Source organism: Streptomyces sp. NBC_00259 (assembly GCF_036181745.1).
Lineage (GTDB): Bacteria > Actinomycetota > Actinomycetes > Streptomycetales > Streptomycetaceae > Streptomyces > Streptomyces pratisoli.
On sequence record NZ_CP108080.1, the window covers coordinates 7,239,220 to 7,254,556 of the forward strand.

Genomic DNA, 15,337 nt, shown 5'->3' on the forward strand with positions numbered 1-15,337 from the left:
GACGTCAGCGGACCTCGGCGGAGAGGAACTCCAGAAGAGCGGCGTTGACCTCCTCGGGGCGCTCCTGCTGAACCCAGTGGCCCGCGCCGTCGAGGACGACGTGCCCCCGCAGATCGGTGAGCGTCCGGTCGAGGCCGGTCGGCGGCATGAAGCGTCCGACGGGGTCCTTCGAACCGGTCAGGAAGAGCGACGGCTGGTTGATCCGGCGGTCGGCCAGACGCTCGGTGAGTGCCCAGTCGCGGTCCAGGTTGCGGTAGTAGTTGAGCCCTCCGGTGAACCCGGTCTTCTCGAACGTCCTGACGTAGTGGTCGAGCTCGTCGTCGTCCAGCCACGGCGGGGCCGGCGGCGGCTCGTCGTCCCGCGCGGCCCAGGCGGCGGACCACAGCTCGCGCGCGACGAGCGTCCTGCGCACGTTCCGGCTGAGCGCACGGTCCGCGACCTCGGGCTCCTGGAACCAGACGATGTAGAAGTCGTCGCCGAAGTGCGAGCGAAGGATCGGTACCGGTGGAGCCGGGGGGCGTGGCTGCGGGGGGACGCTCATCCCCACCACGGCGCGGACCCGCTCCGGGTACGCCAGGGCCATGTGCCACACGACGGACGCGCCCCAGTCGTGGCCCACGAACACCGCCTCGTCGGCTCCGGCGTCGTCGAGCAGGCCCGCCAGATCCGCGCAGAGCGTCAGCACGTCGTACGCCTCGACGTCCTCGGGACGCGAACTCCCGCCGTAGCCGCGCATGTCGGGAGCCAGGACCCGGTAGCCCGCCTCGGCGAGGGCGAGGACCTGGTGCCGCCACGAGAACGCCAGCTCGGGAAAGCCGTGACACAGGACCACCAGGGGCCTGTCGTCGCCTCCCTCGCCGTGGTCGACGACCCGGAGCGTGATGCCGTTGGTCGCCACGTCGCGGGAACCGAGCCGCTCCCACTCGACGGTCGGCACGTGTGCTGTCATGCGCGCAACTCCTGTGGTCGGCGTGATCAGGTCCGGCCGCCGGACCATACTGTGAACCCGGCGTCGCTTCAACGACCGGCAGCAGCTGCGCCGAGAAGCCGGGCGACGTCGGGGCCGCGTAGTGACCGGCGTTGATGACGACCGGGTGAGGCCTACGGTTCGATCAGACCGGCACGGATGGCGTAGCGGGTGAGTTCGAGGCGGTCGCGCAGGCCGAGCTTCTGGAGCAGGTTGGCCCGGTGGCGTTCGACGGTCTTGGCGCTGATGACGAGGATGTCCCCGATCTCCTTCGAGGTGTGGCCCTCCGCGACGAGTTTGAGGATCTCCTCCTCGCGTTCGGTGATCGGTCTGGCCGGCAGCGGATCGCCCTGGCGGACGCGGTCGAGGTACTTGCGGATGAGGGTGGTCTCGGCGCCGGGATAGATGAACGGTTCGTCGCGTATCGCGGCGCGGCACGCCTCGACGAGGTCGCGGTCGGCGACGGACTTGAGGACGTAGCCGCAGGCTCCGGCTTTGAGCGCCTCGAAGAAGTACTGCTCGTTGTCGTACATGGTCAGGATCAGGATGCGCAGGTCGGGACGGAGCCGGGAGAGTTCCCGGGCCGCCTGCAGCCCCGTCTGGCGGGGCATGGCGATGTCGAGGATGGCCAGGTCGACGTCGGCCGTGCGGGCCTGGGCGACGGCCTCGGCGCCGTCGTCGGCCTCGGCGATGACGGTGAGATCGGGTTCGGCGTCGAGGATGAGGCGTACCCCGCGGCGTACGAGGGCGTGGTCGTCGGCGAGCAGGATGCGGACGGGTGCGCTCATCGGGCGTTCCTCTTCGCGTCGGTGACGTCGAGCCGTACCTCGGTGCCCCCGTCGCGTCCGGGGCCGATGCTCAGATCGGCCCCGACCAGGAGGGCGCGTTCGCGCATGCCGCGGATGCCGGCCCCTTCGGCCGCCCCGCCGATGCCCTTGCCGTCGTCGCGGATCAGCAGGCCCACACCCTCTTGGGGCAGTATGCGCAGGTGCAGTTCGACCCGGCGGGCGCCGGAATGGCGGGCGGTGTTGGTCAGCCCCTCCTGGGCGATCCGGTACAGGACCAGCTCGGTGGCCTGGTCCAGTGGGGGCAGGCCGGGACCGATGTAGTGGCGTACGTCGAGGCCGCGGGTGGTGAACTCGGCGGCCAGGGCGCGCAGCGCGCTGTGCAGGCCGAGCTCCTCCAGCACACCCGGCCGCAGCCGGCGTGCGATACGGCGGATCTCGTCCAGGCTCGCGCGGGTGGTCTCCTGCGCCTGATGGAGGTCGTCGCGTACGGGCTCAGGTGCCCGGTCGGCGGCGTGCTTGATCTGCAGCAACACGGCGGTGAGGGTCTGTCCGATCTCGTCGTGGAGTTCCTGGGCGATGCGCCGGCGTTCCGCTTCCTGGGCGGACAGCACACGGCCGCTGCTGGTCGCCCGCTCGGCTTCGAGCCGGTCGAGCATGGCGTTGAACGTCTTGGTCAGTTCCGCGATCTCGCCCTGGCCGGTGACCACCGGCCGGCTGCCGGGCTTGAGCAGGTCCGCCGTGGCCATCGCCAGGGTGAGGCGCTGCAGGGGCGCGAGGCCGACCCGCAGCAGGGCGGCGTTGGCGATGAGCATCGCGGCCAGGCCGGCGACCAGGATCAGGGCCTCACTCAGCAGCACCGGGGTGGAGACGGTGACCGGGCCGAGGAGCAGCAGGACCGCGACGACGAGCACGGCGGCGTTGAGGACGAAGATCCGCCAGTACAGCGACATGTTCCGTGCCTTTCTCGGTGGGCTCCCACTTCCACTATCACCGGTCACGGCACACGCTGTGAGCTGCGGCGGGATCTACTTCCCCGCCCAGCCTCACCCCTGCCGACGGGTGGTGTCCATCCGTGCTGACACCCATGTTCCGGCCCCCGGCCGGGATGGCAGCATGGGTCATTGCCGCGTCCGGATGTCAGCGATGGATCTCCTGCCCACGACGTATCTCCGCCGCGCGCCGCACCACTGTCCGAAAGAACGAAGAGGGGGATGGGCTGTGCCTGCTCCACGCATGAGCACCACACCGCTGCCCGGAATCGGTGTCCAGTACGACCTCACCACGCGTGAGCAGCGCCACCTGTCGGTGATCGCGCACCGGGACGGGACCCGCACGGTGAACGTCTACCGGGCGGACGACCCCGACGCCTGCGCGCAGTCGCTCCACCTCAGCGTGGCGGAGACGGCCTCCCTGATCGACGCGCTGATGCCGGCCCATCACAGCCCCAACGTGCTGCACACCACCGACCTGGGCCTGGTGGCGGAGCGGATCGAACTCTCCGTCCAGTCGCACTGGAACGGGCGCGTCCTGGGCGAGATGCGCATGCGCACCGAGACGGGCGCCTCGATCGTCGCCGTGCTGCGCAGGGCGGAGGCCATTCCGTCCCCGGCACCGGACTTCCGGCTGGCCGGCGGCGACACGCTGATCGTCATCGGCACCCGCGAGGGTGTGGAGGCGGCCGCCGCGATACTCGGACGGGACTGAACGTATGCACTCCGCAGTCTTCCTGATCGAGTTCGGTGCGATCATCCTCGGCCTCGGACTGCTCGGCCGCTTCGCGGGCCGCTTCCAGTTCTCCCCGATTCCGCTGTACCTCCTGGCCGGACTCGCCTTCGGCAAGGGCGGGCTCCTGCCGCTCGGCGCGAGCGAGGAGTTCGTCGCCATCGGTGCGGAGATCGGGGTCATTCTCCTGCTGCTGATGCTGGGACTGGAGTACACCGCCAGCGATCTCGTCTCCAACCTCAAGACCCAGTACCCGGCCGGGCTCGTCGACTTCGCCCTCAACGCCGTACCGGGTGCCGTCGCGGCACTGCTGCTCGGGTGGGGGCCGGTGGCGGCCGTCGTCCTGGCGGGCGTCACCTGGATCTCCTCCTCCGGCGTCATCGCCAAGGTCCTCGGCGACCTGGGCCGGCTCGGCAACCGCGAGACCCCGGTGATCCTCAGCATCCTGGTCCTCGAAGACCTGGCCATGGCCGTCTATCTGCCCATCATCACGGCCCTGTTGGCCGGGGTGAGCCTCGCCGCCGGAAGCGCGACCCTGGCCATCGCGCTCGGTGTCGCCGGAGCCGTGCTGTTCATCGCCCTGCGGTACGGGCGGGTCATCTCCCGCTTCGTGTCGAGCGACGACCCCGAGAAGCTCCTGCTCGTCGTCCTCGGCCTCACCCTGCTGGTCGCCGGCATCGCCCAGCAGCTCCAGGTGTCCGCCGCGGTCGGCGCGTTCCTCGTGGGCATCGCCCTGTCCGGCGAGGTCGCCGAGGGCACCCACACGCTGCTCAGTCCGCTGCGGGACCTGTTCGCGGCCGTGTTCTTCGTCTTCTTCGGCCTGCACACCGATCCCGCGAGCATCCCGCCCGTGCTGCTCCCCGCGCTGGCGCTCGCCGTGGTGACCGCGCTGACGAAGATCGCCACGGGGTACTGGGCCGCGCGGCGGGCCGGGGTGGGCGTCAAGGGGCGCTGGCGGGCCGGCGGCACGCTGGTGGCGCGCGGCGAGTTCTCCATCGTCATCGCCGGTCTCGCCGTCACGGCGGGGATCGAGCCGCAGATGGGACCGCTGGCCACGGCGTACGTCCTGCTCCTCGTGGTGATCGGACCGCTGACCGCGCGCTGGACCGAACCGATCGCCCAGCGCCTGGTGGGACGCCGCCGTACCGCGGTCGCCGCGGCCCCTGCCGCACGGGACACCGTGCCCGCCGTGGAGGTGCTGGAGCCGGTGGACGACGGCCCGGCCGGACGGGCGTGAGCGACGTCGCCCGGCGGCCGCCCGCCGGGCGGCGAATCCCGATCCGATGGGGGCCACTCGGAGAGTGGCCCCCATCGGATCCCCCGCTCCGGCCGGCGGCGGTCAGCCCCAGGGGTCGAAGGGGATGCCGCTGGGCTTGGAGTTGTTCAGGAGGTTGCGGAAACGGTCGTCCCGGTCGGTGATCTTGATGGTCGCGGACCCGAAGTCCGCGTTCATGAGCCGGTCGCGCAGCGAGGTGCTGGGAAAGCCGTCCCAGTCCACGAGCGGGGGATAGCGCCAGTTGTGGTAGTGGTTCTCCGGCGGTTCGTCGTTGCCGTTGGCGAGCCGGAAGAAGTGCGTGCTCGCACCGTCCTTGTGGTAGACGGCCTTGGGGTGGGAGCCGTCGAAGCGCACCTGCGAACTCGGGTAGGTCTTGACGGTGCTGTGCTGCGTCGTCGACACGTACTCCACACGGTTCGCCGCCTGGTCGACCCAGGAGATGACGTGCTCCCAGTCGTGCCGGTGGCCTCCGAGGCCGCTGCCGTGCACGGCCTGGTCCTTCTCGAAGTAGCTGGCGTACACGATGGCGCACCAGCCGTTGTTGCACTTGGAGCGGGCGTAGGTCTGGGAGTTGTCGAGGTCGGACTGGTCACGGCAGCTGCCGTTGATCGCGCCGCTCGTGTTCAGCCCGGGAGCGAGTGTCCCGTCCGGTCCGATGGCGGGCGTGGCGTAGCAGCCGTCGCCGTCGTAGTCGTATGCCGGGGAGAACGACTGCTCGTACCCGCCGGCGTGTTGGGGCAGGTTGTGCGGCGGATCGGCATGGGCCGACGACGCGGGGACCAGGACCGCCAGGGCGGTGGCGCCGAGCAACGCGCCGATACGGGAGGCCCTGCGCCCGGGGGAGGCGGGACGGGAGGACCTGGCGCCTGGGAAGAGGGAGGGGGAGGGGGAGGGGGAAGGGGGCGCCGATATCGACGCCCCCGCCTGCGACTCTGCCGATGACAGGCTTCTCATGCGCCGAACAATGTCGGCGCGCACCGGTACGTGGGGTCGTGATCCTCCAAGACGGCCTGAACACGCCCAACATGGATACTGCAACGACTTCGTCGGTCACGGCGGCACCGCAGGCAGCGGGCTGCGAGGGCACGTCACCAGCCCTGGGTCCACCGCGAACGAGAACCAGGTTGGCGCGAAACCGCCCTCACGGCCGGGTCGGCACGCCGACGGTTCGACGGGCCGCGGACAGCACGCGGGCCGCGTCGCCCGTACGCCGCGCGTTGCTCACTTGCGTGCGCGCAACAGGAAGGAATGGCCGGCCGGATCGGACATGAGGCGTGCTTCGCGCGGCGTCCCCCGGTCCTTGAGGCCCATCGGGGTCGCTCCGAGGCTGACCGCCTCCCGTTCGGCCTCGTCCAGGTCGCCCGGCGGGACCAGGACCAGCAGGTGCGCCTGCTGGGCGTCCTCCGGGCGCGGCCAGCTCGGTGGCGCGAGCCCGTGGTCGCGCTGGAAGCCCAGCACCGATCCGTCCTCACCGACCACCTCGATGAGGTCGGGATCCCCTGTCGGCCGGATCTCGCCGCCCAGGAGTGCCGCGTAGAACTCCGCGAGCGCCTCGGGCTCCGCGCAGTCCAGTGCGAGAACCGCCGTCTTCATCACCGTCATTGCCCCTCCCACGTACACAGAGTGATGGGTTGCCCGGGTACCCCGGATGCCGCCGCCGAACCGCGACCGAACGACCGGCGCCCGCATCCGGAGCACTGACCGGACGCCGCGCTCAGGCCGCGGGGCGGCAGGCCGCGCTCCGCTCGCGCCGGGCAGCGGCGATCAGGGCCCGGCGTTCCTCCTCGCCGAGCCCGCCCCACACGCCGAACTGCTCGCGAGCCTCAAGGGAATGGCGCAGACAGGCCTGGCGGACCGGGCAGCGGAAACACACCCGCTTGGCCTTCTCCTCCCGCTCGGTGCGCGCGTCGCCGCGCTCGTCCGGTGGGTGGAAGAACAAGCTGCTGTCGGCGCCACGGCAGGCAGCACTCAGCTGCCAGTCCCAACGGTGATGGAACGCGCCGGGCAGACGCGAAACATCCGTCATCGGACCGTCCTCTCCTCGGGTGTCGTCACCGGGTACCCCGCGCTGGATCCCTTACGCGGGCCCGTCGTTCGAAGCGGGGCGGGTGGCCTCCCGCGTCACGCGCCGGGCGCGAGCCTGTGGGATATGAACGATCCAATTCCATGAGGGCGGATGCCCCGGCCGCGCCTGCCCGGCTCATGGTCTCGGTTTGGTCGCGCCTGGTCCTGAGGGTTGACGGCGCTGCGTTTTGGCTCCATCTTGAACGATCAAATCGCCGCTGTGCAGGCCCTTGGGACGGGGCTTCTTCGCGAGCTGCACGGCAGGCGGCGCAACTGGAGGAGGAGCACGGTGAGTTCGTCGCAGCTGAGCCGCACAGGGAGCGGTCTCCCGGCCACGAGATCCGCAGCAGGAACCGTCCGGGCGGGACAGGCGGGCCAAGGAGGCCGGTCCGGAAAGGCACGACGGGCATGGGCCGTGGCGGCGTCGGCGGCGCTGCTCGCCGGCACGCTCGCCGGATGCGGCACGGGCTCGCCCGAACCCGCCGCCTCCGGCCCGGCGGCAGGCGGCCCGGGGGAGTTCACCGGCCGCGGCCCGATCACCCTGGTCACCGGCAAGGACACGACGGGCACCGTCCAGGGCCAACTGGACCGGTGGAACAAGGAACACCCGCAGGAGAAGGTCACCCTCGTCGAGCTGCCGGAGAGCGCCGACCAGCAGCGGCAGCAGTTCATCCAGAACGCCCAGACCAAGTCGGACGCCTACTCCGTCCTCAACCTGGACCCCATCTGGGTCGCCGAGTTCGCCGCCAACCAGTGGATCGACGAACTTCCCGCGAAGAAGTTCCCGCTCGACAGGATGCTCCCCGCGGTCGCGAAGACCGGCGAGTACTTCGGCAGGCAGTACGCCGTCCCGTTCAACACCAACGCCGGGCTGCTCTTCTACCGCAAGGACCTGCTGGACAAGGCCGGTGTCCAGCCGCCCAGGACCTGGGACGAGATGAAGCGGGCCTGCGCCGAGGTGCGCAAGCTGCCCGAGGGCAAGGGAGTCGACTGCTACGCGGGCCAGTTCGACACGTACGAGGGCCTCACGGTGAACTTCTCCGAGGCGGTGGCCTCGGCCGGCGGCACCGTCGTCGACGCCGAGGGCAAGGCCACCGTCGACTCCGAAGCCGCCCGGAAGGGCCTGGAGTTCCTCGCCGGAGGATTCAAGGACGGCACCTTCTCCAAGGAGTCCTCGACCTACAAGGAGGAGGACGGCCGCCGCGCCTTCCAGGCGGGCACACTGCTCTTCCACCGGCAGTGGCCGTACCAGTGGGTGCTGGCCAACGCCACCGACGGATCGAGCAAGGTCGCCGGGAAGTTCGGGGTCGCCCCGCTGCCCGGCCTGACGGGCACGGGCAAGTCCTCCCTCGGCGGATACGACCTGGCCATCAGCAAGTTCGCCAAGAACAAGGCCACCGCGCTCGACTTCATCACGTACTTCTCCAGCGAGGAGAACGCCCGCACCAACCTCGAGGTCACCTCGAACGCCCCGCCGTACGCGGCCCTCTACGACGACCCGGCGCTGCGCAAGCAGTTCCCGTATCTGGCCACGCTCAAGGAGTCGCTGAGCAGCGCCGCACCCCGGCCCGTCGTCGTCCGCTACGGCGACGCGACGGCAGCCATCCAGGAGAACGCCGCCGCCGCGCTGGACGGAGACAAGTCCGTCGACGACGCGCTGGCCGACATGCAGCGGGATCTCTCCGCCGCGATCGACAAGAAGTAGCCGGGCGGAAGAGGTTCCCTGGTGTCCGTCCTGTCCAAGGCGCCGCCGCACAGCGCGGTCGTGTCCCGGCCCCCGCGCGCCACGCGCCGGGCCGGGACCGGCCGGCCGGCCGCCGCCCTGCTCTCGCCCACTCTCCTCGTCCTCGGCCTGGTCGCCGGTTACCCGGTGCTGGCGGCGTTCCGGCTGTCGTTCGTCGTGTCCAGCGAGTCCATCGACCCGAGCACGGGCTTCACGGTGACCTCGACCTCGTACGGCCTCGACAACTACGCCGCCGTCTTCACCGGTGAGCGCTTCCTCGGGCCGTGGTGGAACACGACGTCGTTCGCGCTCGCCTCGGTCACGCTGGAGGTGCTGATCGGGGTGGCGATGGCGCTCGTGATGCACCAGGCGTTCCGCGGCCGCGCCCTGGTACGCGCGGCGATCCTCGTCCCCTGGGCGATCCCCACGGCCATCTCGGGCCTCCTCTGGAAGTGGATCTTCAACAGTCAGGGCGTCGCCAACGAACTGCTGGGCGTCAAGGTGCTGTGGAGCAGCGAGGGTTTCCAGGCCTGGCTCTCCGTGGTGATCGCCGACACCTGGAAGACCGCGCCGTTCATCGGGCTGCTGGTCCTCGCCGGGCTGCAGATGATCCCCGGTGAGCTGTACGAGGCGGCCAGGGTGGACGGTGCCTCGTCCTGGCGCACCTTCTGGCGCATCACGCTGCCACTGGTCCGTCCGGCGCTGGTGGTCGCGGTCCTCTTCCGGCTGCTCGACGTCCTGCGCATGTTCGACCTGCCGTACGTGCTCGTCGGTGCGCGCAAACACTCGGTGGAGACGCTGTCGATGGTCGCCTTCGAGGAGATGTCCAATCTGCGGTTCGGGACCGCGGCCGCCTATGCCTCCGTGCTGTTCCTCTACATCGCGGTGGTCGCCTTCGCGTTCGTCAAACTGTTCGGCGCCGACCTGATCGGCCGGGGAACGGGGAATCCGCAATGAGCACCATGGCCCGTCCCGCGGGAATCAGGGGCCCGGGCGGGGGACGACTGGCCCGGCGCATCGGCATCGCCGCCGTCGTCGTGTACTGCCTCGCGCCCTTCTTCTGGATGGTGGTCTCCAGCCTGCGCAGGCCCGCCGACCAGTTCTCCAACTCACCGTTTCCGGTGCCGGTCTCCTTCGACAACTACGCCGCGGCCTTCGACGCACACAACGGATTCGGCCGGGCCCTCCTCAACAGTGTCGTCGTCGCCGGGGCCACCACCACCGCCACCCTGATCGTCGCGATCTTCGCGGGATACGCCCTCGCACGGCTGCACTTCCGGGGCAAGACCGTCATCCTCGCGCTCGTCATCGCCACCTCGATGTTCCCGCCGATCACCCTGGTGGTGCCGCTGCTCCGGCTCTTCACCGACGCGGGCTGGATCAACACCTACCAGGCGATGATCGTGCCCAGCATGAGCTTCGCGCTGCCGCTCGCCGTCTGGAACCTGACCGCCTTCTTCCGCCAGATGCCGACGGATCTGGAGAAGGCCGCGCAGGTCGACGGCTGCACGCCCGCGCAGGCGTTCCGCAAGGTCGTGCTGCCGCTCGCCGCGCCGGGCATCTTCACCACGGCGATCCTGGTGTTCATCTGCGCCTGGAACGAGTTTCTCATCGCCATCAGCGTGGTGAACGAGAAGCAGATGATGACCGCCAACGTGATCGTCTCCCTCTTCACCGGCCAGTACAAGCACGACCAGCCGTTCGGTACGCAGATGGCGGCCGGAGTGATGGTCACGCTGCCGCTGGTGATCGCCGTGCTGGTCTTCCAGCGCCGGATCGTGGACGGACTGACCGCGGGAGGGCTGAAGTGACGGCCGGGGACGAGTGGGTGCTGGCCACGGACGACCACCCGCCGCCCCCGGGCGCCGATGGCGAGGGCCTCCACCTCGCCGCGCTCGCCGGCTACCACCCGACCTTCACCGGCAACGGCTATCTGGCCGCACGGGTGCCGCCGGCCGGGAACGGGTACGCCACGGCGCCCGTCCCCACCCAGTTCCACGTGGTGGGTCTGTACACCGCCACGGCGGGGGAGTGGTCGCGCAAGGCGGGCCTGCCCGCCTGGACGACCCTCGACGTCGGCGACGGCAGCGGACGTTTCAACGACGCCTTCGCCCCGGCGGCCCCGGAAGGCGGGGAGCAACCGGTGGGCGGCGACTGGACGCCGGTCGGCGCCCCCGTCGCGGCCGTCGCCCGCGGTATCTCGGACTACCGTCAGGCCCTGGACCTGCGGACCGGCGTCATCACCACCACCGCCCGCTGGACGTCCCCGGCCGGACGCGTCACCGACGTACGCTACGACCTGTTCGCCGACCGGTCGCGGCCGCACGTCGGGTCGGTGAGCGTGAGGGTGACACCGCACTGGGACGGCCGGCTCGACGTCACCGACGCCCTGGACGGCCGTGCGGCACTACGGGTCTCCGGCATCCGGACCGGCGTGGAGCAGGGGCTGATCCGGCTGACCGCGCGGGCCGAGGGCAGCGGCATCCCCGTCGCCGTCGTGTCGGTGCTCCGGGGCCCGGGGACCGATGCGTACGAGGCGGCCGGCGAAGGCGACGCACCGGCGGTCCGGCGCCGCGTCACCGACGTCGTCGCGGGACGCACGTACACCTTCACCAAGTACGTCGGTGTCGCCACCGGCCACGACCGCGACGACCCGCTCGCCCTCGCCCGCGCCGCGGCCGAGGAGGCCGCGGCCGCCGGACACCGCCGGCTCGCCGACGACAACCGGCGGGCCTGGCAACGGGAATGGGACGGCGACATCGTCGTCCACGGCGACGCCCGGCTCCAACGCCAGGTGCGGGCCGCGAAGTTCTATCTCCTCACCAGCGCGCGCGAGGACTCCCCCTGGTCACCGTCACCCGCGGGCCTGTCGAGCGACGGCTACAACGGGCACGTCTTCTGGGACACCGAGACCTGGATCTGGCCGAGCCTGCTGGCCCAGCACCCCCACATCGCCGAGAGCGTCCTCGACTACCGGGTGAACCGGCTCGACGCCGCCCGCGCCTACGCGGCCGACCACGGGCAGCGGGGTGTGAGATTCCCCTGGGAGAGCGGCCTGGACGGCAGCGAGGACACGCCGGCCTGGGCCCCCTTCGGCCGTTTCGAGCAGCACATCAGCGCCGATGTCGCCCTCGCCTTCTGGCAGTACTGGCTGGCCGCCGGGGACGAACGGTGGCTCCGTGCGAAGGGCTGGCCGGTGCTGCGCGGCGTCGCGGACTTCTGGGCCGGACGGGCCACGACCGGCGAGGACGGCGCCTACCACATCAACGGGGTGATCCCGCCCGACGAGTACGCCGACGAGCCCCACGACGACTCCGCCTACACCAACGCGGCCGCGCGCGCCTCACTGCGCTTCGCCGTCGAGGCCGCCGCGGTGCTGGGGGAGCCGGCCGCCCCGGAATGGACCGCGGTGGCCGACGGCCTCGTCGTACCGTTCGACGACGTGCTCGGTGTCCACCGGGAGTTCACGGGGTACGAGGGCCAACTGATCAAGCAGGCCGATGTGGTCATGCTGGCCTATCCGTGGGAGAACCCGCAGTCCGACGAGGTCACCCGGGCCGATCTCGCGTACTACGTCCCGCGCACCCACGAGGGCGGGCCGTCGATGACGGACTCGGTGCACTCGATCGTCCTGGCCCGGCTCGGCGACGCGAAGGCGGCGTTCGAGCACACCAGACGCAGCGTCGAACCCTTCGTCCGCCCGCCGTTCGACCAGTTCGCCGAGGCCCGCGACGGAGGCGCCTTCACGTTCCTGACCGGACACGGCGGCTTCCTCCAGGAGTTCCTCTACGGGTACTCCGGAGTGCGCTGGCACCCGGACCGCCTGGAGCTGGCGCCCGTCCTGCCCGAGGAACTCGACGGGATCACGCTGCGAGGGCTGCGCTGGCGGGGACGGGTCCTCGACGTCGACATCCGGCGGGAGGCCACGACGGTCCGGCTGCGCGAGGGCGACCCGCTCCCGGTGCGCGCCGACGGGGTCACTCGCACGGTGGCGGCGGGGGGCGCGATCAGCGTCGTGACGAGGGGTGGCCGTTCCGGTGGCACCCCGCGGTAGCGGGCCCGGTCAGGGGTGGCCGGCAGTAGTGGTGGATTCCCGGACGGCCGGGCGCGTCAGCCGCGAGCGCTGCTGGAGCGGACGATCAGCTCCGGTTCGAGGAGCCGGTTCAGCTGCGGTACGGCCGCCCCCCGGCCGTTGCCCGTCAGCCGTACGAGCTCGGCCATGATCAACCGGCCCGCCTCCTCGATCGGCTGGCGCAGGCTCGACAGCCCGAGCGCGGACGCGGCCGGGGTGTCGTCGAAGCCGACCACGGCCACGTCGTCGCCGGGCCGCAGGCCGCGGTCCCGCATGGCCTGGAGCACACCGGCCCCGAGGGTGTCGGTGGCCGCGACGACGGAGGTGGGCGGCTCCGGCCGGTCCAGCAGCTCCGCCATGAGGCGGGTGCCGTTCGCCATCGTGTCCGCGCCGGCTCGTACGTCGAGACGATGGCTCTCGGCGAGCAGGCCGTGCCGGTCCATGGCGGTGAGCCAGCCGCGGGCCCTGGCGTCGCCGACGCTGGTTCCCTCCGGCCAGCCGAGGAAGCCGATCCGCCGGTGGCCCGCCGCCACCAGGTGGTCGACGGCGGCGGCCGTTCCCGCGGCGTTGTCCACGTCGACCCAGCTGTAGTGCTCGGTGCCCGTGGCCGTACGCCCGAAGGCCGCGAACGGGACACCGGCCGCGGCCAGTCGCTCCGGGCGTGGATCGTGCGGGGAGATGTCGTACAGCACGACACCGCTGACGGCACCGGTGCGCCACAGGGCCGTGCAGCGCTCGCTCTCCCCTTCGGGATCCGCCGCCGTGAACACCAGCACATGGTGGTCGTCGGCCTGGCCGGCCTCCGCGAGGGCGTGCAGGAAGCGGTCGTGGATGGCGGCGACGGACTCGGTCGCCACCGGCTGGAGACGGTAGCCCACCATGCCCGGTGAGCTGGCCCGCAGCGAGCGTGCCAGCCGGTTGGGGTGGTAGCCGAGTTCGGCGATGACACGCTCGACCCGTTCGCGGGTGGCGGCGCGCACCCGGTGCGGCGCGTTCAGCACGTTCGACACCGTCTGGCGGGACACTCCGGCCGCCTCGGCCACGTCCGAGATCGTCGCGGAGGCTCCTGCGGCGGAGCGCCCGGATCCGGGATGGACTACCACGCGAACTTCCCCCGATGCTCGGCCGGTGCGGACGGTCGCCTCGGAGGGGTGCCCCGGGCCCGTTGATTTTATCGTTCAAGCCCCGTCTGTCGATCCCCGCTCGTTCTCCCGCCCTCTTCCCCGCCCCTGCCCCACCCCTTCCCCGCCCCTTCCCCGCTCCCTCCGCTTGAGGCCTCACCGCATCGGCGTAGCGTGAAGATTGCCGGTGTGCCTCACCACGAGGAGCGATGGCCATGGGCAAGCCCTCGATCGATCCACTGCGCGAACGTGTACGCGGGGCGGTCGTCACCCCTGATGACGACGCCTACGACGAAGCACGCAAGGTCAACAACGCCATGATCGACAAGAGACCGGTCGCCGTCGTGCGCTGCACCCACGCCGACGACGTCATGGCCACGGTCGACTTCGCCCGTCAGCACGACCTCGCTCTCGCGGTACGTGGCGGCGCGCACAGCGTGCCCGGCTTCGGTACCTGCGACGGCGGCGTCGTGGCCGATCTCTCGCCCATGCGTGGTGTGCGCGTCGACGCCGAACGCCGCACCGCGCGCGTGGAGGGCGGGGCGACCTGGAGCGACCTCGACGCGGCGACGCACGCCTTCGGGCTGGCCACGACCGGCGGGATCATCTCCACCACGGGGGTCGGCGGGCTCACCCTCGGCGGTGGCATCGGATATCTCGCCCGCGGGCTCGGTCTCAGTTGCGACAACCTGATCTCCGCCGATGTGGTGACGGCGGACGGCCGAGTGGTCGTCGCGAGCGAGGACGAGCACGACGACCTCTTCTGGGCCCTGCGCGGAGGCGGCGGCAACTTCGGTGCCGTGACCGCCTTCGAGTTCCGGCTCAGCCCCGTCAAGGACATCTACGGCGGGCCGATGCTCTACGAACTGGAGGACGCCGGAACCGTCCTGCGCTCCTTCAGGGATCTCATCGGCGACGCGCCGTGGCAGCTCGGCGGCTTCCCGGGCTTCCAGATCGCCCCGCCGCTGCCGTTCATCCCGGAGGACCGGCACGGTGACCTGTTCGCGCTGATCGTGGCGTGCTGGTCCGGGCCGCTGGAGGAGGGGGAACGCGCCCTCCAGCCCTTCCACGACATCGCGCCGGTCGTCGCCGAGCACGTCGGCGTCATGCCCTATCCCGCGCTCAACAGTGCCTTCGACGCGCTCGTACCCCCCGGCCTACAGCACTACTGGAAGGCCAACTTCGTGACCGGACTGAGCGATGCCGCGATCGAGACCCATCTACGGCACGCGCCCGGACTGCCCGTCGTGAACTCGACCATCCACTTCTATCCGATCGACGGCGCCTGTCACGAGGTCGCGCCGGACGCGACGGCCTTCGCCTACCGAGACGCCTCGTTCGCGGTCGTCATCGCCGGCATGTGGCCCGACGCCGCCGACAACGAGGCCAACACCACCTGGGTCCGCGACTACTACGAGGCGGTCGCCCCGTACTCCGAGGAAGGCGGGTACATCAACTTCATGGCGGGCGACGACCAGAGCCGGATCAAGGCCAACTACCGGACCAACTACGACCGTCTGGTGGATGTCAAGCGGGCCTACGACCCGGACAACGTCTTCCATGTGAACCAGAACATCAAGCCCTGAGGGCCCTGCCCCGGAGCG

General features: G+C 71.0%; 14 protein-coding genes. 7 read left to right on the plus strand and 7 right to left on the minus strand.

The window, feature by feature from the left end; all coding sequences use genetic code 11:
• Positions 1–4 precede the first annotated feature (4 nt).
• The 3 genes from OG766_RS32495 to OG766_RS32505 all read right to left on the minus strand — a co-directional run bounded on the left by OG766_RS32495 (position 5) and on the right by OG766_RS32505 (position 2,705).
• On the minus strand, positions 5–949 hold the full coding sequence (locus OG766_RS32495; protein ID WP_328726962.1) for an alpha/beta fold hydrolase: 945 nt from the start codon (positions 947–949) through the stop codon (positions 5–7).
• A 152-nt stretch (positions 950–1,101) separates the two neighbouring features.
• Positions 1,102–1,755 carry a response regulator gene (locus tag OG766_RS32500; protein ID WP_266385396.1) on the minus strand — a complete coding sequence of 218 codons (654 nt, stop codon included), beginning with the start codon at positions 1,753–1,755 and terminating at the stop codon, positions 1,102–1,104.
• On the minus strand, positions 1,752–2,705 hold the full coding sequence (locus OG766_RS32505; protein ID WP_328726963.1) for a sensor histidine kinase: 954 nt from the start codon (positions 2,703–2,705) through the stop codon (positions 1,752–1,754). The genes OG766_RS32500 and OG766_RS32505 overlap by 4 nt, the downstream gene beginning before the upstream one ends.
• A 283-nt stretch (positions 2,706–2,988) precedes the next feature.
• Between OG766_RS32505 and OG766_RS32510 the strand changes: the two genes are divergently transcribed.
• Positions 2,989–3,459, plus strand: a complete 471-nt coding sequence (locus OG766_RS32510) for a cation:proton antiporter regulatory subunit (RefSeq protein WP_266385392.1) — start codon at positions 2,989–2,991, stop codon at positions 3,457–3,459.
• 4 nt (positions 3,460–3,463) lie between these two features.
• Complete coding sequence (locus tag OG766_RS32515; protein ID WP_266385390.1) at positions 3,464–4,714, plus strand: cation:proton antiporter; 1,251 nt, start codon at positions 3,464–3,466, stop codon at positions 4,712–4,714.
• A 102-nt stretch (positions 4,715–4,816) separates the two neighbouring features.
• Here OG766_RS32515 and OG766_RS32520 read toward each other — a convergent pair whose 3' ends face one another.
• The 3 genes from OG766_RS32520 to OG766_RS32530 form a co-directional block, all read right to left on the minus strand.
• Positions 4,817–5,707: an NPP1 family protein gene (locus OG766_RS32520; RefSeq protein WP_328726964.1), complete on the minus strand. Its 891-nt coding sequence runs from the start codon at positions 5,705–5,707 to the stop codon at positions 4,817–4,819.
• A gap of 267 nt (positions 5,708–5,974) precedes the next feature.
• A complete protein-coding gene (locus tag OG766_RS32525; RefSeq protein ID WP_328726965.1) occupies positions 5,975–6,355 on the minus strand; it encodes a VOC family protein in 381 nt (126 codons plus the stop codon).
• Positions 6,356–6,467: 112 nt separating this feature from the next.
• Positions 6,468–6,779: a WhiB family transcriptional regulator gene (locus tag OG766_RS32530; protein WP_266385384.1), complete on the minus strand. Its 312-nt coding sequence runs from the start codon at positions 6,777–6,779 to the stop codon at positions 6,468–6,470.
• 453 nt (positions 6,780–7,232) lie between these two features.
• Here OG766_RS32530 and OG766_RS32535 point away from each other — a divergent pair, with 453 nt between their 5' ends.
• Genes OG766_RS32535 through OG766_RS32550 form a run of 4 tightly spaced genes read left to right on the plus strand, consistent with a single transcriptional unit; the run spans position 7,233 to position 12,594 of the window.
• Positions 7,233–8,522, plus strand: coding sequence for an ABC transporter substrate-binding protein (locus tag OG766_RS32535; protein ID WP_266385382.1), 1,290 nt, complete (start codon positions 7,233–7,235; stop codon positions 8,520–8,522).
• A 21-nt stretch (positions 8,523–8,543) separates the two neighbouring features.
• Positions 8,544–9,497 (plus strand): carbohydrate ABC transporter permease, encoded by a 954-nt coding sequence (locus OG766_RS32540; protein ID WP_328726966.1) that lies wholly within the window; start codon positions 8,544–8,546, stop codon positions 9,495–9,497.
• Entirely contained in the window at positions 9,494–10,351 is an 858-nt protein-coding gene (locus tag OG766_RS32545) for a carbohydrate ABC transporter permease (protein WP_266385377.1), read from the plus strand. Before OG766_RS32540 ends, OG766_RS32545 begins: the two co-directional genes overlap by 4 nt.
• On the plus strand, positions 10,348–12,594 hold the full coding sequence (locus OG766_RS32550; RefSeq protein WP_328726967.1) for a glycosyl hydrolase family 65 protein: 2,247 nt from the start codon (positions 10,348–10,350) through the stop codon (positions 12,592–12,594). The genes OG766_RS32545 and OG766_RS32550 overlap by 4 nt, the downstream gene beginning before the upstream one ends.
• 56 nt (positions 12,595–12,650) lie before the next feature.
• Here the strand turns inward: OG766_RS32550 and OG766_RS32555 are convergent, their stop codons facing one another.
• Entirely contained in the window at positions 12,651–13,715 is a 1,065-nt protein-coding gene (locus OG766_RS32555; RefSeq protein ID WP_266385373.1) for a LacI family DNA-binding transcriptional regulator, read from the minus strand.
• A 233-nt stretch (positions 13,716–13,948) separates the two neighbouring features.
• On the opposite strand from OG766_RS32555, the gene OG766_RS32560 reads away from it, so the two are divergent.
• Complete coding sequence (locus OG766_RS32560) at positions 13,949–15,319, plus strand: FAD-binding oxidoreductase (protein WP_266385370.1); 1,371 nt, start codon at positions 13,949–13,951, stop codon at positions 15,317–15,319.
• Positions 15,320–15,337: the final 18 nt, after the last annotated feature.